Source organism: Acidobacteriota bacterium (genome assembly GCA_028875575.1).
Taxonomy (GTDB): domain Bacteria; phylum Acidobacteriota; class Terriglobia; order Versatilivoradales; family Versatilivoraceae; genus Versatilivorator.
This window is the reverse complement of the sequence record JAPPDF010000013.1, coordinates 38,532-58,689: the sequence shown is the minus strand read 5'-3', so window position 1 is coordinate 58,689 and position 20,158 is coordinate 38,532. Positions and strand designations below refer to the sequence as shown.

The window sequence follows — 20,158 nt, the reverse complement described above, 5'->3', positions numbered from 1 at the left end:
AGGGGGAGTCGGTGAGACAAGGGCGCCAGCCCGCAGGCGAACCGGAGGGGGGCAAACGCGGCGCCCCGAAAGCGAAGCCTCGCCAGCCGATCCGCACCCTTCAGGCTTGCGCCTCTTCGGTCTTTTCGGTCCAGACGGTCAGATCGGTCAGGTCCCGGTCCGGATTGCGCCGGGATCCGTAGCTCAGCAGGACCCCCAGCACGAACAGGAAGGTGTTGCCCAGCACGATGATCCAGAACTTGTCGGGAAGCAGGGCGGCAAGGGAGGGAAACAGTTCGGCGCCAAACCGGCTGTCGATGAACAGCCACAGGCAGACCCCCGCCAGGGTAACCATGGTGGCCTGGAAGGCCGAGCGACCATCCACCCGTCGAGTCAGTTGGCCCAGCAGGAACAGCCCCAGCAGTCCCCCGCTCATGATGGAGATCAAGGTGGCTTGAAGGTCCTGCAATGTCTCGGTGCGGGTGAAGTGGATGATCAGGGCGATGGCGATCATGACCACACCGAAAAATCCCGAGACCCACCTTCCGAAGGTGACGTAGTGGCGCTCCAATCGGTCGGGGGCCAACAGGCGCCGATAGAAGTCGGTGGTGACCGTGGCCGCCGAGGCGTTGATGCTGGAATCGAGGGTCGACATGGCCGCCGCCAGCAGTCCCGAGATCACGAAGCCGGCCACTCCGGCGGGGACGTGGCTGAGGATGAAGAAGGGATAGACCTCCTCCGGAAGCAGCGTGCCCACTTCCGGAGCCGGATTGTACTTGTAGAGAACATAGAGCGCCGTCCCGATGAAGCTGAAGAATACCCAGACGGCCACGGTGGCGACCGCGCTCAGGACAATCCCCTTGCGGGCCTCGCCCGTGGTCTTGATGGCCTGGTAGCGCTGAATGGTCATCTGATTGACGCACATGTACTGGGTGAAGTGGAACAGGTGCATCAGCGCCGTCACCCACACGGTCTTTTCGGAGAAGGTCAGGGCAGTGCTGCCCACCGAGAGCTTGCCGTCGGCCAGCGCCACTCCCATCACCTGTCCGAAGCCGCCCGGCACCATCCCGAAGATGATGGGCAGGCAGATGAGTCCGCCCAGGATCAAGGCAAACCCCTGGATCAGGTCGGTCCAGATGACTGCCTCCAGACCTCCGGCAATGGTATAGGTGGCCACCAGAACCCCGAAGATCACGATCACCCAGGGCAGCGAAAACCCGGTCATGGCCTTGATGGGCAGGCAGACCGCGTAAAGGATCACCCCCAGCCGAAACATCTGGAACAGGATGAAGGCTCCGCCGGCGTAAAGCCGCGCCCAAGTGCCGAAACGCTTCTCCAGGTATTCGTAGGCGGACCGGAACCCGCCCCGCCTGAAGAGCGGCATGAACAGCAAGAGCCCGGGAATGGCGGCCAGCAGGTAGGTGAAGTTGGCCGGCATGTAGCGCCAGTTTTCGGAATAGGTAAACCCCGGCGTGGCTAGAAAGGTCATGGAGCTGACGATGGTGGCCATCATCGACATCCCCACCACCCAGCCGGCCATGTTGCGCCCGGCCAGGAAATAGGCGTCCGAGGACTTGCTCTTGCGGGCGCAATAGACGCCGATCCAGACCATCACCGCCAGATTGAGCCCGATCACCGCCAGGTCCGGTCCTCGCCACATGAAGATCCACCTCCCGTCCGTTTGAGCTGATAGCTCCGGTTATCCGTGTGAGACCCGAAAGGGTAGTCCCGTCCCCGCGGCGAACCCTTCCGCTCAGGGGATCTCGACCACCACGTATTGCTGCCGAACCGATACCGGAAAGGTTTCCGCCCGGTAGGGTCCCAGCCGGTGTCCGGCTTCCTCCCCACACCCGCCGCCTTCGCCTTCCCGGGTCTCCACCCGCACGCGGTAGCTGCGAACCCGGGTCCTGACCGGATCGAACCAGGAGCGCCCCGTCTTGAGATCGAACTCCCAACCGTGCCAGGGACAGCGAACGATCTCGCCGATACGGGTATAGCGATACTCCCCCGGGACGCGGGCCTGCAGCAAGCCGGACTGCTGGCCCAGGCAAAGCGGGCCTCCCTGGTGGGGACACCGATTCAAGAGGGCGAAGAACTCACCATCCAGGTTGAAGACGCCGATGGATCGGCCTTCGACCTCGGCAATTTTGCGGCCGCCGGGCGGTATCTCGCCGAGGGTGGCCACCACGTGTTCAGCCATTGGGCTCTTCCGGTTTCAGGGGGGTGCCCCGGGAGCTCCGGCACCGGCTGCGGCCGGCGGGTCGGGGAGGGAGGTTAGTCCAGCCCATAGAGCCTGCGCGCATTTACCGACATGATTTTCTTCCTCAACTCGCGGGAGAGACCGGCCGGCAGAGCGCTCTCCGGGGAATCGAAGTCCCAGTGCGGATAATCGGTGGCAAACATCATCCGGTCATCGACGTCGATCTGCTTCAGCAACTGCCGGAAGTAGCGCGGCTGGGGAGGCTCTTCCATGGGCTGGGTGGTGAACCAGAAATGCCTTCGAACATAGGTGGAAGGAGGATGTCGGAGCGTAGCGACCTCCTCGGAGAGCTTGCGCCAACAGTGGTCCAACCGCCACATCAGCGGAGCCATCCAGGCGAAGCCCCCTTCAATCAGGGCCACCTTCAACGAGGGGAACCGCTCGAACACGCCTTCGCAAACGAGACTGATGACCTGGGACTGAAAGGCCTGGGGCATGCCCCCATGGTCTTCAATGTAGTGGGAGGGCCAGCCGGCGCCTGTAATGGGTCCTGCTCCGGCGCCGCCGAAATGAATGCCCACCGGCAATTGGTGGCGCAGTGCGGCCTGATAGATCTTTCGATACTTGGGCCGGCCCAGGGGCTCGTTGGTCCGAACCAGCAAGAGAACCTGAACAAACCCGGGATGATCTCCCACCCGATCGATCTCGTCCGCCGCCAGGTCCCCATCCTCGTAGGGAACGATAATGGAAGCGCGCAGCCTGGGTTCCGGTTCCAGCCAATCGGCGATCTGCCAGTCGTTGATGGCCCGGGCCAGCGCGGCTCCGTACTCCAGGTTGAGCTGCCCGCCGGCCCCGTAAAGGCAGTTGAGGATGCCGTACCGGATATCGTAGGCGTCCAGCAACTGTTTCCGCATGAAATCCAGATCCGAGCCCGCCGGCAGTCCCGATGGCGGCCAGGCATCGTGGCGGGCGGCATTCATCAACGCCCGCGGGTAGTATCCCCCCAGATGGCCGCGAAGTCCGAACCTTCGATGGTGTCGGCGCCACCGCTCCGGAAGGTACTTGTAGAGGGTTTCATTGGAAGGGATGATGTTGTGGATGTCGCAGTCGATGACTTCCAGCCGCGACTTTTTGCCGCCCGCCAGGGCCTGCCTTGAAGTTACCGCTGTTGCCATGGCCGTGAGTTTCCTCGAATCGGACTGCAAGCCTCGCCCAATGATACCGGGGCTTTCCGACCGAACGCCATCCTGACTTGTCCAGGCCCCGCCCGGTGTTGTCCCCGGGCGTTCTCATCTTAACACGGGGGCTGGCCGGAAGTCCTAGCCCGCATTTCTCACCAGGCCGCTGGAGGCATTACAAGAAGTAGATTATCTTCAGCACCTTGATCGGCACCATGTCAAGGGCTTGCGCATAACAGACGGCGCTGGGCATGCCCTGGCTTGTCCTTTTCCCTTCAGCGCGCACAGGCTCCCTCGACCGTAGAAACCGCTACGCTCTTCGGTCGCGAGCACGCGCTGACGGGAAAATTCCTGCGCCATGATCATGCCCCCTGGTGAGAAATGCGGGCTAGAGCCGATAAAAGGAGCGGGCGTTCTCGGCCAGCACACGGCGGGCCAGGGAATCGGACAAGCCCGCCGGAAAGGACTCTTCCAGGCGATCGAAGTGCCAGTGGGGATGGTCGGTGGCGAACATCAGCATCTCGTCGGAATCCAGTTGGCCGATGACCTCCAGGAGCTGCCCGGGAGACGGGGGAGCATCCATGGGCTGCAGGGTGAGCCGGATGTGCCGGCGGATGTATTCGGAAGGGGGACGCTTGACCCAGGGGATGTCTCGGCGCAGGCCCCGCCACTCCTTGTCGAGCCGCCACATCAGCGATGGCATCCAGGAACAGCCAGCCTCGATCAGAGCCACTCTCAGGTGGGGAAAGCGATCGAACACGCCTTCCACGATCAGGCTGGTCACCTGGGACTGAAAGACCTGTGCCATGGCCGCGTACTCCTCCAGATAAGTGGAGAGCCAGCCGCTGGGGGTGGGGGGATGACCGGGGGCTCCACCGAACTGAATTCCCACCACCAGATCGTGGCGGGTGGCCGCCTCATAGATGGGGTCGTAAATCCGGTTCCCGTAAGGGATCAGCGACCGGACCGGCATGACCGCCTGGACGAAACGGGGGTCCGCGCCCCAGCGGTCGATTTCCCTTGCCGCCAGCACGGGGTTCTGGGTGGGAGCCACAAGGGAGGCTCGCAGCCTGGGGTCCCGGTCCAACCAGTGCTCGGCCTGCCACCGGTTGATGGCCGAGGCCAGGGCGGCAGCCAGTTCCGGGTCGTGCACCCCCTGAACCCGATAGGCGCAGTCGAGCACGCCAAATTCGACCTGTAGCGGGTCGAGCACCTGCTTCCGCATGAGTGCAAGCTGCCGCTCCTCCTCTCCCTCCCATTCCAGCCCCGGCCGAATGGAGGTCGGGGCTCCCTTGGGATAGTCATCCGCATCCGGCCCCCGGAAGGCCGACTCCTCGATATAGGCGCACCAGTGGTCGGCCAGATAGGGCTTCAGCGCCTCCAGCGAAGGAACTTCGTTGTGCAGGTCGCAGTCAATGACCGGGCGCCCCGACCAGAAGTGTTGCTGCGCCTCTTCCCCGGAAACCCGAACCACTCTTCCCTCCCCAATCGGTCTTGCTTCCGTGAGAGACTATCCAGAGCCAAAGCGCCTTGTCAATGGTGTCGAGGGCGTCCAGATGGGGGTTGCTGGCCGCCGGTCAACCAAGTATGATGGCGCCCAAATAGGTTTCAAGTAACCGGATACGTCCTATGAGAAAACGGAGCAGAAGAGGATTTGTTCAGGACCTGGCGCTGGCCGCCGGAACCCTGGCCCTGGGGCCCATGGCTGCCTGCCAGGCGGCGCCGCGGCCGCGAATGGCTCGAAACCGCAAGGAACTGATTCAATCCCTGCAGGGCGTGCATAACTTCATGGTCACTACCTTTCACCCCGACTTCGAGCTGGATTCGGAGGGGCTCCGCCGCAACGTGGCCGACCACGCCCGCGGTTTCTACCAGAACATGACCATCGTGGTTGCCGGAGGCCTGGGCGAGCTCTACAGCTTGGACATCGAAGAACATCGTGCGCTGGTCACGGCGGCTGTGGCCGGGGCCGACGGCAAGATGCCGGTGGTGGCCGGGGTGGGCGGCGGTTACCGCAACGCTGTGAGCATGGCCCGCAACGCCGAACAGTCGGGTGCCGACGCCGTGCTGGTCTTTCCACCGGGCTCCCGCTGGGGCCTGGAGGAGGGAACCTACCGCTGCTGCCTGGACGTAGCCAAGGCGGTCGACATCGGAGTGCTCATCTATCCCCGGGCCGAGGAATACTGGCCTGGTCTGTTGAAGAGATTGTCCCGGATCGAGAACATCATCGGTTTCAAGGACCCCAGTGGCGACACCCGGGTAGGTCTGGCCCTGGGCGACCTGGTGCCGGAAGACTTCCTGTGGGTGGCCGAAGGCGAGGGCCACGCCGCCAAGACGCTGCCGCTGGGCGGCCGGGCCTACACCACCGCGGTGGCCACCTTCGTTCCCCAGGCCAGCCACGCCTTCTGGAAGCACGGCGTGGCCGGAGAGAAGGAACGGATGAACCGGGTTCTCAAGGACAAGATCGAGCCGGTGGTCAAACTTCGCGGCGTTCAGCCCGGGTATGGCATCAGCGCCATCAAGGTGGCCCTGGAATCGCTGGGCCGGGCCGGCGGGCCGGTCAGGCCGCCCGGGACCCAGGTGGCCGAGAAGGACAAGGCCGTCATCGCCGAAATTGCCCGCTCCCATTCCGAGGTGAGACGGGAAGGTTGAAGGAGGTCATTCATGGACAGCATGAGCCGGCGCGATTGGCTGCTGGCCGCCGGAGGGGCGGGACTGATGGCGGCGGCTTGCAGCAGCAAGGAACCCACCAAGCCGAAGTCGGACGACCACCGCATCGTTGATGCCCACGTTCACATCTGGACTTCCGACCACAAGCGCTTTCCGCTGGCTGACGGCTTCACGCCGGAAGACCTCTGGGTGCCGAGCTTTTCGGCCGAGAGGCTCCTTGAGGAGGCTCATCGGTCCGGCGTGGGCAAAATCAACCTGATCCAGATGACCTGGTATGGCCTGGACCACTCCTACATCCTGGATGTCATTGCCAACGACCCCGAACACTTCGTGGGAACCGGCATCATTCCGGCAGTCACCGACGTTTCCCTGGCCAGTCCGGACCGGACCATGGTGTCCCTTTCCAAGCAGGGAGTCTACGCCTTTCGCGTGCGCGGCGGCAGCACCCGTCCTCCCTTGGGCGGGGGCCCGCAGTGGATGGACCACCCCGGATTCGACAAGATGTTCAAGGCGGGGGCCGATCACAACCTGGCCCTGAGCTTCCTGATGGGCCCCCGGGATCTACCCGAAGTCGACCGCATGTGCGGCCGCTACCCGGAAACTCCCATCATCCTGGACCACTTTGCCGGAGTTTACGAGGGATCCCCTGAGGATGAAATCACCGCCCTGTTGCGCATGGCCGACCACAAGCGGGTCATGTTGAAAGTGGGGGCCTTCTACAGTAGAGGCAGAGTTCCTCCCTACACCAGCCTGCTGCCCTTGATCAAGCGGGTGGTGGCGGCCTTCGGTCCGGAGCGATGCATGTGGGAGAGCGATGCGCCCTTCCCCCCCGACCGACCCGCCAGGCATCCCTTGCCCGACCCTCCGCACGGGATCGAGCCGGCCGTGGCCCTCATTCGGGACCATGCCGACTTTCTCAGCCCGGCGGACAAGGAGCAGATCCTGATCAAGACCGCCGACGATTTCTTTTTCAAGCGCAGCTAGCCCTCGATTATCCTCGAACCGGTGCCTGACGGCGCCTGCTCCCGCGGCTTTCACGCAGAAAGGAGAATGTCCGATGCAAGCCGGGTTCTCTCGTCGAAGGTTCCTGCAATCCCTGGGCACCGCCGGGGCCGCCGGGTCCATCCTGGGGACCCCCACCTCTTCGTCGGCCGCGGCCCCCGATTCCCGCTCCGCTCCCCTGATCTCCTCCTCCATGGCAGCTTCCACGGGCTTTGTCCATCCCCAGAAGGTTCTGCTGTGGGAACGAACCCGCAAGGAAGTTCGGGAAGACCTCCGGAGCGGAAACCTCAAGGCCGCCATCGTGCCCACCGGCTCCACCGAGCAGCACAACGAACACCTGGCGCTGATCACCGATGCCGCCACCGCCACCCTTTTCGCGCAACAGGCCGCCCTCCGGCTCTACCCCCAGGTGACAGTTTCCACTCCCTGCCCGGTCGGCTACGCTCCTTATCACATGGCCCGCAAGGGAACCCTTACCTTGCGTAAGGAAACCTTTCTGGCTTACGTCTTCGACGTGATCGAGAGCCTCACCGCTCACGGGTTCGGCACCATCCTGGTGGTCAATGGCCACGGCGGGAACCATGGCCTGCTGAAAGGGGCGGTCCCCGAGTGGCGCCGGAAACTGGGAGTCACCCTGGACGCCGTCTCCTACGGGGAAGGTTACACGGACGAGGAGCTGGCCACCTTCCTGACCTCCTACCGGCAGAAGCTGGACGGAAAGCTGGACACGCTGGCCCGCCAAACCGCGCACAGCCACGCCTCCGAAAACGAAACCTCGATCCTCATGGCCGCCTATCCGGACCGGGTCCGTTTCGTCACCCTGGAGGAATACGACCAGGCAGGTCTGAACTACGAATCGGACATGCCGCCCAAGGTCTGGGAGTATATGGAGCCCTTCGAAGCCCAGCGGACCACCAACCCGGAAAACCCCAGAGACCGCGCCCGCCAGGAGCAGGCGCTGCTGGCAACCCCGGAAAAGGGGGAAAGACTGATTGCCATGGGTACCCGCTTCATTGTCGACAGGCTGCAGCGGATGATCCGGGCCACCGAGGCCGGACGCCCCTGGCCGTAGCAACCCATCACCCGGCGCTTCCGTTTTGCTTCAAGTCATAGATTTCACCAACTTTGTCCGAGCCACTACCAAGGGCTTGCTGTGGATCGCATTGACCCTTCCGGTGCTCGCCATTCCCAGCGACGGCGGAACCCAGCCGGTGTGCCTGGAGGTCGCTCCGCGATTCGGCAGTTTTCACCACCCGGTCCCCTCCCCGGCCCCCAGCTTGACGGCCACCAGCCTGAACCTGGCTACCGAGACTTCCTTCCGGACAATTCTGCGGCACCTGGAACGGGTCCGGCTCCTCCAGTCCGATCTGTTCTTTTTCCAGGAAGTGGAGCACTATCCCGATCGGGACTCCCTCTTGATCCCCCGACTGGCCAAGCACCTGGGCTACGACTATGTCTTCGCCCCGGCTCAGCGAGTCGGCAGGAACGGCGCTCAAGGGCTGGCGATTCTCAGCCGTTATCCCCTGCGGAACCCCAAGGTCGTCCGTCTGCCCCGGTTCATCCTGAAGGTCAACAACCGCTGCCGCATCGCCTTGACAGCCACCGCGGCCACACCCCTGGGCGCCGTCGGCCTCGTCAACCTCCATCTGGACACCCGCATCAACCTGAGTCAGCGCTACCGGCAGCTTCAGCCGGTGCTCGAGGCCGCCTCAAGACTCCCCCAAGCCTCTCTGATCGCCGGAGACTTCAACACGCAAAACTTTCTCTGGATCGAAAACCTGCTTCCCCTGCCCTTCCTCCATCGCCAGGTCCGCCCGGTCTTGGCCAGGTTGGAGGCTTCCGGATACTCCACACCCTTCACCGGAACCGGGCGCACCCATGCCTGGGCTCCACTCAAACTGGACTGGATTTTTCTGAGGAATTTAAATGCTCGGGCCCGACGCGTGCAAAGGATCGGGTTCTCCGATCACCGCGCCCTCTGGGTGCAGTTGGTACCCGACGGGTAACCCGCATTTCTCACCGGGGGGCGTGATCATGGCGCCGCAATTTTCCCCTCAGCACGTGCTCGTGAGCGAAGAGCGTAGCGGTTTCTACGGTCGAGCGAGCATGTGCGCGCTGAGGGGAAAAGGGCAAGCCAGGGCACGCCCAGCGCCGTCCATTTCCACAAGCCGTCACAATCAGTCCGATAAGGTACTGAATACAAAAGGCCTTTCATAGTGTTGGCAGCGACCCGGTGAGAAGTGCGGGGTCTCGCCCGCATTTCTCACCGAGCCTCGGCCCGCTGTCGAATGGGAATGATCCGACCGGGAAAGGGAGGAAACTCAGGACCCGAGGGGTGGTCCGGATCGGGAACGATCCGCTGGCTGCCGCGGTCGAGCCTTCCGATGGCATCCATGAGTGTGGGAGCGATGTCCAGGGTGAGGAAGGCTCCGCGAAGTCTCCGGCCCCGCTTGAGGCCCAGCTCGTCTCCTCCCCAGACCATGAAGGTGGTCTGCGTCTCCAACGGCAGGAACCCACCGTGGCTCCCGGCCGGCTGCTGGCCCATGGTGTTTACGTTCCAACCGTGCCGCATCCAGACGCGGAAGTCGGGGGTAGCCTGTCGGAAGCGGAACCGGAGTGCTCTTTTCAAGTCCTCTCTCCGTCCGACCCCATCCAGAGTCAACAAGACGCCGGCACGACTCTTGCCGCTCAAGTAGTCCTCAAAGTTGGGCCGGAACAGGTCGGCCAGAATGACCGGAGCCAGGCTCGTTTCCAGCCTGGCCGTCTCCGAGACCCACCGGCGAGGATCGAGCCAGCGCGCCCACAACCGGTCGGGGTATCCAAGAGGATCCCTCGATCCCGCGGCCCCTGCCCCATCGAGCCTTGCCAACTCTCCGCGATTCTTCAGGGGTCCATACCAGAGGGTTCCATCGGTCGCTTCCAGAAGGGCCGCCTGACCGCGATTTTCCGAGGCCATCAGCCACAGCGCCTGCCGGAGCGGCTGGCCCTTCCAGCCGGTCAGGACCTCCGGCGGGATCGGGGCTACAAAGAAGTTGAAGGGGTAGCGGTTCCCAAAGGCATCCGGATTGAGCGCCCGATAGCCGGTTATCAGATCGGGGTAGCTCAGGGTGAGAAAGGGCGCTTCACCCGACTGTGACCAGCGCTCGGAGGCCGGCTTGGCCCAGCCCACGGTGTAGTTGGCGAGTTGCTCCAGGCTGTTTGGGGGGCCGAAATACCCTTTGGGGACCAACCCGTCGATTTCGAAACCCGACCGGATGAAACGGCGCCACTCCTCCTCTTCCGACGGCAGCGCCAACAATCGCCGCAGGATGGCGGCCTGGTTTCGATAGAGTCTCGACTCCGAAGCCAGTCGTGCGCCCGCATCCCTGGCCGACGGCATTCCGGCTGCCAGATGGCGCTCCGACCACGCCTCGAACACCTCCGCGGCTTGTTGCAGAGAGTAGGCATCCGCTTCGAGCCAGGGACGAACCCTTCGGAAGACAGGCTGGAAGATCTCAAACACCCGATCCAGCTTTTCCACGTCATTCTGCAGGCGCAGAGAATCCAGCAGGAGCAGGTGCAGTCGGTTCAGATCGGAATGGCGCAGAAACAGGTCGAATCTCGGATTCCCCATATTGGCGGCAAAGGCCGTGAAGTAACCCTTGGCTCCGAAGGGCACCGTCTCGCCGTAGGGAGAGGTGGGGCTTTCGTACACCCTGGCGAAGTCCACCCCCGGAATCGGTCGCGTCAAGGCATGATCGGAATCCTCCACCTCCGGCGACAACACGGTGTGTCCACCGAACTCCGGCCGGCGCAGCCAGGGGTTGATGGGAAACCCGTAGTTGATATGGACCGGGTAGAGGTTCATCCCGTGGTCGGAGACCATGGCGACCAGGGTCCGGTTCCGGCGAGCCGTCTGCTCCACCGCCCCCATGATCTCGCCAAACCAGTCATCCAGCTTGACCAGCAGGTGCAGCACCGACCGGTAGGAGCTGTCCAGATGAAAACGGTGGTCGAGCGTCACGAACAGCGCGGTGATGAAGTCGAGAGTCTCGGAGGGGTCTCCCTCGGCCCGCCACTTGAGCCACTTGGCCAGGGTCAGGGCCAGACTCTGGTCCAGGCGCTCGACATGGTCGGGATAGGCCACCAGATGGGATAGATGCTGGTGCAGTACCGCTCCCGGACTGAACTCCCGCCGGCCAGCCCGGACCAGGAATTTGCCCATGGCCCCCAGTTGTATGGCCGACCGCTTGCGGCTCAAGGTCTGTAGGGAACTCCAGACCCTCTCGGGTGGAAACGCGTCCGGTAGAATCGGGATCCTCAGCAGATCCAGTTCCCAGAGAGCGTGGGTCCGTCCACTGCCTCTGATCAGCTTGCCCGCCGAATCGAGCAGGCCGTTCAGGAAAACCTTGGAGGCCCCGCTGGCGCGGTTGAAGTAATAGTTCCTCTTGACGATGCTGGGCTGGCCCGAATCGATTTGAGCCCAAACCGGAGCCGAGAGCGGCAGTGTCCCGGTGAAGATGGTTTCGGCACGCACTCCCTGACGGACAAAATACTCCCTTATGTTGGGTAGCAGCTCTTCCCTGCCCACCAGCTTCTGAGTGGCCCGGTAGTCTTCGCGGAAGCGCTCCGGAAAGGGCAGTCGCAGGACGGCGTCCGATTGCGGGGCCAGAGCCGCCTCGATCAGGAGACCCGGCAGCCCGTCGACCTTGAGCAGAATGATCCTGGCCCGCTGCGCCCGGGAGGCAGGCTTGGCCGCGACTTGTTCGGAAACGAAGCAGATGCCCAGAACAATGGCGGCCAGCAGACCGGCAATCCTTTGCGGGGCAAATGTCCTCGGAGTTCCTGATTTTGAAATCGAATGGTTAATCAAGGAGTTGATTTGGCAGGGAAGGCCGAGGACTGGGAGGCGGGTCCTGAGGGGAAAATCCAGCCCGCCACCTGGTTCCGGTATCCCTCCGGCACAGAGCGTGGGTAAAGCCGTTTGAGATTCTGCAGGAAGCGGCGCGACTCGGGTCGGCTGCGCTGCGGATCGGCGGCGGATAGCCGGTCCCAGGCCTGGAACAGGCGGGGCCAGGTTATCCCGTTCAGGTGGGGTTGCCGATTGAACCCGCGGATCACCTCCAGTGCCCGGTCCAGCACCCGCTGTTGCCGGAAGCGGGCGATGTCCTCGGTGGAGATCGACCGCCGGCCCAGGTCAAGCCTCTGCCGAATTCCGTCCTCGTAGACCCTTCGTATGAAGAGACCCAGCCGACCGGATGCGTTTCGGGTGATCGCCTGGTGCCGGGCCCTGGCGTTCTCGACCTGACGAGCGAAGGAATCGGCCAGAGGATTGGAGGTGCGCCGATCCAGCATCCTGAGCAGCAGTCCATTGGTGTCCTTGTCGAAATGCCATCCCATTCGAGCAAAGAGCTTGGCGGACTCGATTCCCGAGGAGGTCGACCGGGTGCTGAAAAAGGTCACATCCTTCCTGTCGAGGCTCCAGCGACCGATGTAGCGCAGTGCTTGCAGGTGAAGCGGCAAACCGTAGACCGATAGCAGATTCTCGGCCGTATTGCGCAGCACGGCCGTGTCCTGCCTGCGGCCGGGATTGCCGGGTTTGAAGAAGTTCAGCACGATCACCGGACGCAACCTGAAATCGCTGATGAGCACGTAGTAGGCCAGCGGGATCTCTTCTTCGGGATTTTTGTCCATGCTCGCCCGGACTCGTGGATGCTCGAAGGGGTCGTAGCCCAGGTCGAAAGGATTGTTCTTGGGCCAGGGCCGAGGTCGTTCAGCCAGATCCGCCTTGCAGATCGACAGGACCGCGGTCCGATAGAGCGGCCAACGACCGTCCAGTCCATAGTGAACTTCCTGGAAACGCAAGCCCTGAAGAGTGGCCCGGCTGTGCAGATAGGCGGCTGCTTTGCCCATCTTTTCCCGCATGCGGGTCTCGAAGTTGTCCACCACCCAGTATTCGGAACGACCACTGACCACGATGCCCAGAGCCTCGCGGTTGATCAGGGCCGTATATTTCAAGTCCATGATGGCCGGCAACCCCAGGTTTCGGTCGGAGGGCTGCAGGGCCGCCGCCTCTTCGTAGAGCAGCAGGAGAGCGTAGAGTTGATGGAATTGTCGTTCGTCCAGATCGTTGCGGTAATCCCGGTAGGTCTCCAACGCAAAACGGCCGGGACTGAAGAAACTGGCGAAGTCCGACACTGTCCTGGCGGCGGCCCAGGCGAAACGGCCCTTGGCGCCGGACTTGCGGCCGCGAGCCGTCAAGACCGGCTTGGGCAGGCTTCGAATCGGCCCGGCGGTTGCACCCGCGGTGCCCCGAGGCGACCACCAGGGGAACGGCAGCGCCGCCTTCACTCGCTGGACGAACCCTGGAGAGCTGCTGCTCAGGTTCCAGACCGCAATCCACTGGCGGCGTGTGGTGTCCTGGGGATCCAGAACGACCGCCAGCAGAGGGATGAACTCCGTCCCATTCGCTCCCAGGACGGAAAGCACAAAGCGGTAGGGACGGTCGGAGTTGTTCTCGACTTCCAGCGGATGGTTGCGGATTTCCAGGGGTTGTGGCTGGTACCGCTGAAAAACAGTTTCCGCCGACAACCACCCGACCGTCAAACAACCCGCCAAACACCCGCTTATGAACCACCGCAACCACATGAAAGAACCCTGCCTCAGCGATCCGAACCCTTTCTTAAGACGCAACATCCCGGGCGCGGGTTTCCGGAAAACCCGGCCGTTTTTTCGCCAGCGAATTTCCGTTCACCAGTCGCCACCGTCAACCGGCGAACCGGTCGCCCCCGGCTCCTGCCTTCAGGTCTGAACCGAGACCACAACCGCTGTCAAGCCGTGCCGTCAAAAAATCGAATGGCGCCGTGCAAGGCCTCGGCCTGGCGCCGGGCCCGCTCCTCATCGAAGTAGTTGGTCTTGAACTGAAACAGCCGCGGCTGCACGCTTTCAGCCACCGGACAGAGGGATCGACGGTAGTCCTGACGCTGGTCGGAGGAGAACTTCCGCCCCAGGAAGGCCGGCTCCAGGTAGGTCACCTGCCAGCACCCGTACATGGGGTCTCCGCCCAGCTCCAGATACTTTTCGCGAAAGGCTTCCCAGCTGAAGGCGCCGCCGTTGTCCAGACGCAGCACGTAGGTCCAGTAGGCGTGCCTGTACCCGGAAGGGACCTTCTGAGGCGTCAGCCACTCGCAACCATCCATGGCCTGCCGGTAGAGCTCGGCGACCCGGACTCGACGATCCACCAGTTCCTCCAGGCGCTCCACCTGGGCCAGGGCCACGGCCGCGCACAACTCCGACATGCGGTAGTTCCAGCCCACCTGCTGATGCCGCAGGTAAGCGGGGTTCTGGATCACCTCCTTGGAGATCACCCCGGCGCCCGGCTTGGCGCCCACGGTGCCGTACCCAAGGTTGCTGAACTGGCGAATCCGCTCCGCCAGCCTCTCGTCGTCGGTGGTGACCATACCCCCCTCGCCGCAGGTCATGTGCTTGGTGCTTTGAAAGCTGAAGCTGCTGGCGTGGGCGATGCCGCCCACCAGCGTTCCATGGATGGATCCCAGGAAACACTGGGCATCGTCTTCCAATACCTGCAGCCCGTGACGCTCGGCGATCCGCATGAGCGCCGGCATATCCGGCGGAAGCCCGTAGAGCGCCACCGGCAGTATGGCCTTGGTCCTGGGGCCGATGCAGGCTTCCACCGACCGGGGATCGATGTTCCAGGTATCGGAATCCACGTCGGCGAAGACCGCGGAAGCCTGGCAGTGCACCACCGCCATGGAGGTGGAGGCCATGGTCAACGGAGGGACGATAACCTCGTCTCCGGGTCCCACCCCCATGGCCGCCAGCGCGCTGTGCATGGTGGCGGTGCCGTTGACGAAGCCGATGGCGAAACGCACGCCGATGGTATCGGCAAAAACCTGCTCCAGGCGCGTGCTGGCCGCGCTGTCCGACTTTCGGAACTGGCCCTGCAGGACCTCCAGAACGTACTGCCGTTCCTTCTCTCCGATGCGCTGCTGCAGACCCATTCAGCCGTCCTCCTTCTCTCCCTTGCCACTGTCTTGTCGGCGCCGGCCCGGCTGTCAGGCCAGGTATTTCCCAAACGTCTCACGGGCCTTGCGCCACATCTTCTCCGACAAGACGTGGCCGGCTCCGGGCTCGATGAACCAGGTGAAGCGGCCGGCGGCCCCGGCCCGGGCGTAGGCCCGGCCGATGCTCTCCATCCCCCGGCGAACCTCCCCGATGGGCGAACTGGCATCCTTCTCGCCAAAGTTCAGATGCAGCGCCCTGGGCGCAATCAGGCCGGCGATGTCGGGCGTATCCCCATATTGGTGAAAACCCGGGATGAAGTTGGGAAAACAGTGGAGCAGCTTGTGGCGGTGAATCGCCCGGTAGGTGGGCAGGCAACAGTTGCCCACCAGGCATTTCAAGCGCGGCTCCCAGGGACCCACCAACCAGGTGTGTGTCGACCCCATTGAGTGGCCGTAACATCCCAGACGCCCGGGGTCCACCTCCGGACGAGCGCTCAGATAGTCGACGGCCCGCTGCATATCCAGAATATTTTTCCAGGCCATGCAGCGTCCCTGGACGACCTGACGCAGAAACTCGTACCGCTCGTAGTCGCCGCCCTTCAACCTGCCCTCCGGGTCCCGGCGCTGTTCAAAGCAAAGAGCGTCGGGACAAAGCACCACGTATCCCAGTCGGACCAGGGCCACTCCGGTATGGTGCATTCGATCGCCGGCCAGACCGGCGGGCTCGGTCTTGCCCAGATGCCACTTTCCCGCATGCTGGTGCCAGAGGGCCACCCCGGCCGCCGGGGTCGCGGGCGTGACACCGTCCGGGATCAGCAGGATGGCCGGCACCCGATCGCCGGGTTCCACGGCGTAATCGACCCACAGCAAACGGTAACCCTTGCGCTGCTCTTCCCGCATGACCCTGGGCTCCAGCTCGCAGGGCTCGGGCCAGTCTCCACCCAGGCACTCCAGCAGCCTGGCTCTCAGCTCGGCCGCGTCGGAAGGCTCGTCAGGGGGTTCCAGGGACATGGCCATCGAACTGGAAGTCACTGCTGAAGCTCCTGCAATCAGGGCCGAGGATTTCAGAAAGGCACGGCGATCGGTCGGCAGTGTCACGACTGGCACCGGTGTTTTCGAAAATTGGCAGGCTGGGCTGCCCGAGCCTCAATCATAAACTCGAAAGATAGCCGGGCGCAATTGAACACCGAACCACGAACGGACACCAATCGCTTATTTGAAACAAAAGAAAAATGAGTGATCCACGAAGGACGACGAAGGGCCACTAAGCGAGACGGATCTGCTTCAACGGCGCGCACTGCCACTAAGATTATCAACATCGATGCACAGGATAGACAGGATACACAGGATATGGTCTTGGGAGTCCGGTGTCCTGTAATCCTGGGCATCCGCAATCCCGGACCGGATCATCACGCGAGCCGGCTTTTGGTGCAGTAAGCTCTCGTCCTGTGAATCCTGTGCATCGATGTTAATTACGAAAAAATCGATTCCCGGCCCGGCGTCATGGGACAAATCTTGTGCAGGCACTAATTGCTGCAGGCATCGCTCGCCGGCGCTACAGGAGGCCCTTGTCGGCCAGGAACTGCCGAAGTTGTTTTTTCGGCTCGGGTCCGTGGGAGGGAGCGGGCGGCCGCCACAGATTGGTGTGGAAGAGTCCCTTGATCTGCAGAATGCTCTTGATGGATTGGCCCCAGCCCAGGCCCCCGGCAACTTTCATGAGCGGGTCTTCGTATTCGAACATGACCCGGCGGGCTTCATCCAGGTCGTTGCGTTCCAGGGCGCGATAGAAACGGAAGGCGATTGCCGGGGCAAAGGGAGCATAGGCACAGAGGTAGCCCTGGGAACCGATCAGGTAACCATAGAGGAAATTGCGCATCTGGCCCCCGCCAACGATCACGAACTTCTTGCCCTCAACCGCCCGGATGAAATCGTGATAGCGGTAGAGCGCATCGTGGCTCTTCAGTCCGCACACCCCGGGGATGGTGGACAGGCGTGCCACCAGGTCTGCGGGATAATTCTCGTCGTACCCCAGGAGGGGCAGCCGCGTGCGGCCGGCAACCTCGGCAAATGCGGCGTAGACCTCCTCCGGCTTGGTGGTAAACAGGTGCAGGTTGACACCGTCCACTCCCGAGTCCTCCAGGCGCCGGATGAAGTCGATGCTCTTGCCGGTCCACCACTTCCCGGTCCCCCCGATCACCAGAGCCCGGCCGCGAGCCTGCTCGGCCGCGGTCCGGCACAGCTTCTCGATCTCAGGCTCACTCATGCTCCTGAACTCACTGCTGCCGTGAGTGAAGAAGATGACCGGCGCCTGGTTCTCGCAGAGGAAGTCCACGTAGTCCCTCAGATTGCCGTAGTCCACCGAGTAGTCCTTGGCCAGGGGGATGTTGATGGGCACCACCGGGCCCCGGAGCTTGCGGTAGATCCGCTCGGCGGCAGTCTCGGATTCGGCCCCCCGGAGAACCGGGGCGGCGGCTACCCGGCTCCGACCTTGAAGCGCCAGAACGGTCGCCGCCACCGACCCGGCCAAGAAACCGCGCCGGCTTACTCTTGTGTTGGGAAATCGTATGGATGCCATCGAATGACTCCTTGAGATGCGTCAACGTTGCAGGATGAGTCCTGCATTGTAGACTTTGGATTGTAGCTTTTTGATTGTGGTCCTATGGGAATAACTCGTTTGGATGCCTGTCGGTCCGAGGCATGACCGGGCTACGCCCTGGGGACGGTCATGTCGGCGAGCATCTCGTCGGTGATGGTGCGCCCCAGCACGAATAACTTTCGATCGGCGTACCAGAGGATGCGCTTCCCCCGATGCTCGGTGAAGCTGGCGTACATGGACAACCACTTCCAGTACTTGGGGAAGACACCGGTGGCGTGAGTATCGAAGATCATCTTGGGCTGGCTGAACCAGACAGGCTGATGGGCCTTGGGACGATATTCGCCGACCACGAAAAACTGGGGGCGACGGGCATTGAGGTCCAAGGGTCCCTTGCCTCCGTAACCCGTGCCGTCGTGGTTCTGCATGAAGAGCAGAAAGCGTCCGTCGGAAAGCCGGAACATGGGGGTGGGCGAGACCGGATTCTCGACCGGTTTTCCGCCGTCGCGGTACCTCAACATCTCGGCCTTCCGCCAGGTCCGGGCCTCGGCATCGTCCGACACCGTGTACCACACCTGCCCGTTGGCGGTTCGCATGGCCGCGAACAGGCGTCCGTCCGGCAGGAGAACGGTCCCGGGCTCCTGACAGAAGGTGTATCCCTCGGATTTTTCAGGCTCGAAGGTGCAGGGAACCCAGATCAAATCTTCGTCTTCGGGAAGATAGGTCAGCTTGAGATCCCTCGGATGGGGCCCCTCGTCGATGTTCTCGTAGCGGATGAATTCACAACGGCATTCCCCCAGGTTCTTGTCCTTGGAAAACGGTTTGACGTAGGCCGCCGTCGACCGGGTCAAGGGCACCACCGGACGGTCCTTGGCATCCCGGATGGGCTTCTGCCAGACGATGCAGCGGCTGAGCACATCCGGACCGGGATGATCGTACTTCCGGTTCCTCTTGTAGGGCATGTCGATCCCGGCGTCCTGCCAGGTGTAGCCGTCATCGTCGGAAAACTTGCAGCGCATGATGGCATTGATGAACCCCTCGCCGATACCCGGGGCGAAGTTGTAGAAGACGTAGATGCGGCCCGACTTGCTGACCACCGGCCAGCCGAAGTTGCAGTAGGTCCCCAGTTTCTCCGGGGCGGCGATGGGCTGGGGCCGGGTCCAGGTTACCCCGTTGTCCTTGCTGCGCGCGTACACTACCGAGTAGTCGTGAGCCCCTTCCTTGGTGGCCAGGGTCCAGATGGCCAGCAGGTCTCCTCCGGGAGTGACCTCGACCAGCACGTGGTCGCTGGCCTCGGAGGCGTAGGGGGGCTCCTCGGGCAGGTAGAGCACCAGGTCAGGCTGGGTCCGCTTCCAGTCGGAGGTGTAACAGACCGGTTCGCCGGAACCGGACCCGGCAGGCGCCGCGGATCCCGCCGGTCCTCCCGACGGGTCCCGACAGGCCGCCACGGTAGCCGTCAACCCCGAGGCAACGGTAAGACTCTGCAGCAGCTGTCTTCGATTCATGGGAAACCTTCGGTTTAGTGGTCAGTGATTAGTGGTTAGTGGATAGCTATTTAATCGACACGTTCAGCAACTGAAACAAACCTGTTTCACTCTCGTAAGAACCGCCCGCCAAGGCGGGGGCTGGGCTAATCACTATCCACTGACAACTATTCCACCCGGTCCCGGGCCACGTCCACGTCGGGATAGAAATAGGCGATCACCATGGGCTCCCGGCTCTCGTTGCGAAAACAGTGGGGCACCAGCGGCGGCACAATGGTGGCGTCATACTTGCCGAGCGCAAAGGTCTTGCCGTCGATCTCGGCGGTTGCCCGACCCTCCAGGATGATGACTGTCTCCTCGCAGGGGTGGGTATGCAGGAAAACCGCCGAGCCCGGAGAGAAGGTGGCGACGCCGGCGGTCATGTGCCTTGCGCCTTTCCCGCTGTTGACCAGCCTCATGGCCTCCAGACCGGGGTCGCTGCGATCGATGGGTTCTTCCCTGGAGTAGACGATTCTCATGCCGGACCCTGCCCGAGCAGTTCCTGCCAGCTCACTTCACTGATGGATTGGGACTTGATCTCGCCCAGCTTTGCCAGATCCTTCAGCAACTGCTCTGCGTTGGAGCGCTCGAAGCAACCGACCTTCCACTTCTCGAGGCCCCCCTGCTGGATTTCCATGCCGATGCGGAAACCATGGTTATCGGCCACCACCTCCGAGCAATATCCCTCTCCCGGACTGGCCGAGGTCAGGATGCGAACGAAGGCCTTGTCTCCCGACCGTTCCAGCAGGCTGCACTCAGCGATGCCCGAATCCTGCTCCAGGTGGTCCAGCACGGCCTGAAGCTCCTGCTCGCTGGGGTTGTCCAGAACCAGGATCTCTTCCGCCGAGGTGGGCCCCAGAATGAATCCGCCCGGGCAAATGAATCTCACGCCGGGAACCGCCCGGGACAATTGGTTCACCAGGCACCCGCGATGCACGACTCCGAACTCTACCTTGAACATGGATGATTCCTCCTGATGGATGACTTCCAAGAGCGATCGGGCCACCCGG

The 20,158-nt window shown here is 62.9% G+C and carries 16 protein-coding genes; 4 read left to right on the top strand and 12 right to left on the bottom strand.

Features of this window, described 5'->3' with window-relative positions:
• Positions 1-100 precede the first annotated feature (100 nt).
• The 4 genes from OXI69_02150 to OXI69_02135 all read right to left on the bottom strand — a co-directional run bounded on the left by OXI69_02150 (position 101) and on the right by OXI69_02135 (position 4,831).
• Positions 101-1,639 (bottom strand): sodium/solute symporter, encoded by a 1,539-nt coding sequence (locus OXI69_02150; protein ID MDE2664934.1) that lies wholly within the window; start codon positions 1,637-1,639, stop codon positions 101-103.
• Positions 1,640-1,732: 93 nt separating this feature from the next.
• Positions 1,733-2,179: a Rieske (2Fe-2S) protein gene (locus tag OXI69_02145; protein MDE2664933.1), complete on the bottom strand. Its 447-nt coding sequence runs from the start codon at positions 2,177-2,179 to the stop codon at positions 1,733-1,735.
• Positions 2,180-2,253: 74 nt separating this feature from the next.
• The gene (locus tag OXI69_02140) at positions 2,254-3,354 is read right to left on the bottom strand and encodes an amidohydrolase family protein (GenBank protein MDE2664932.1); all 1,101 of its coding nucleotides are present in this window, start codon (positions 3,352-3,354) and stop codon (positions 2,254-2,256) included.
• A 391-nt stretch (positions 3,355-3,745) separates the two neighbouring features.
• A complete protein-coding gene (locus tag OXI69_02135) occupies positions 3,746-4,831 on the bottom strand; it encodes an amidohydrolase family protein (protein MDE2664931.1) in 1,086 nt (361 codons plus the stop codon).
• 155 nt (positions 4,832-4,986) lie between these two features.
• Between OXI69_02135 and OXI69_02130 the strand changes: the two genes are divergently transcribed.
• The 4 genes from OXI69_02130 to OXI69_02115 all read left to right on the top strand — a co-directional run bounded on the left by OXI69_02130 (position 4,987) and on the right by OXI69_02115 (position 9,035).
• The gene (locus tag OXI69_02130; GenBank protein ID MDE2664930.1) at positions 4,987-6,009 is read left to right on the top strand and encodes a dihydrodipicolinate synthase family protein; all 1,023 of its coding nucleotides are present in this window, start codon (positions 4,987-4,989) and stop codon (positions 6,007-6,009) included.
• Positions 6,010-6,021: 12 nt separating this feature from the next.
• Positions 6,022-7,011 carry an amidohydrolase family protein gene (locus OXI69_02125; protein ID MDE2664929.1) on the top strand — a complete coding sequence of 330 codons (990 nt, stop codon included), beginning with the start codon at positions 6,022-6,024 and terminating at the stop codon, positions 7,009-7,011.
• A 73-nt stretch (positions 7,012-7,084) separates the two neighbouring features.
• Complete coding sequence (locus OXI69_02120; protein MDE2664928.1) at positions 7,085-8,101, top strand: creatininase family protein; 1,017 nt, start codon at positions 7,085-7,087, stop codon at positions 8,099-8,101.
• A 25-nt stretch (positions 8,102-8,126) separates the two neighbouring features.
• A complete protein-coding gene (locus OXI69_02115; protein ID MDE2664927.1) occupies positions 8,127-9,035 on the top strand; it encodes an endonuclease/exonuclease/phosphatase family protein in 909 nt (302 codons plus the stop codon).
• A gap of 257 nt (positions 9,036-9,292) precedes the next feature.
• Here the strand turns inward: OXI69_02115 and OXI69_02110 are convergent, their stop codons facing one another.
• The 8 genes from OXI69_02110 to OXI69_02075 form a co-directional block, all read right to left on the bottom strand.
• Complete coding sequence (locus OXI69_02110; protein MDE2664926.1) at positions 9,293-11,881, bottom strand: alkaline phosphatase family protein; 2,589 nt, start codon at positions 11,879-11,881, stop codon at positions 9,293-9,295.
• On the bottom strand, positions 11,878-13,614 hold the full coding sequence (locus OXI69_02105; GenBank protein ID MDE2664925.1) for a hypothetical protein: 1,737 nt from the start codon (positions 13,612-13,614) through the stop codon (positions 11,878-11,880). The genes OXI69_02110 and OXI69_02105 overlap by 4 nt, the downstream gene beginning before the upstream one ends.
• A gap of 224 nt (positions 13,615-13,838) precedes the next feature.
• Positions 13,839-15,029, bottom strand: coding sequence for a DegT/DnrJ/EryC1/StrS family aminotransferase (locus tag OXI69_02100; GenBank protein ID MDE2664924.1), 1,191 nt, complete (start codon positions 15,027-15,029; stop codon positions 13,839-13,841).
• 54 nt (positions 15,030-15,083) lie between these two features.
• Positions 15,084-16,064, bottom strand: coding sequence for a dienelactone hydrolase family protein (locus tag OXI69_02095; protein ID MDE2664923.1), 981 nt, complete (start codon positions 16,062-16,064; stop codon positions 15,084-15,086).
• 523 nt (positions 16,065-16,587) lie between these two features.
• On the bottom strand, positions 16,588-17,607 hold the full coding sequence (locus OXI69_02090; GenBank protein ID MDE2664922.1) for a dihydrodipicolinate synthase family protein: 1,020 nt from the start codon (positions 17,605-17,607) through the stop codon (positions 16,588-16,590).
• 131 nt (positions 17,608-17,738) lie between these two features.
• A complete protein-coding gene (locus OXI69_02085; GenBank protein MDE2664921.1) occupies positions 17,739-19,130 on the bottom strand; it encodes an exo-alpha-sialidase in 1,392 nt (463 codons plus the stop codon).
• A 146-nt stretch (positions 19,131-19,276) separates the two neighbouring features.
• Positions 19,277-19,627 (bottom strand): cupin domain-containing protein, encoded by a 351-nt coding sequence (locus tag OXI69_02080; protein ID MDE2664920.1) that lies wholly within the window; start codon positions 19,625-19,627, stop codon positions 19,277-19,279.
• Positions 19,624-20,109, bottom strand: a complete 486-nt coding sequence (locus OXI69_02075; GenBank protein ID MDE2664919.1) for a hypothetical protein — start codon at positions 20,107-20,109, stop codon at positions 19,624-19,626. The genes OXI69_02080 and OXI69_02075 overlap by 4 nt, the downstream gene beginning before the upstream one ends.
• Positions 20,110-20,158: the final 49 nt, after the last annotated feature.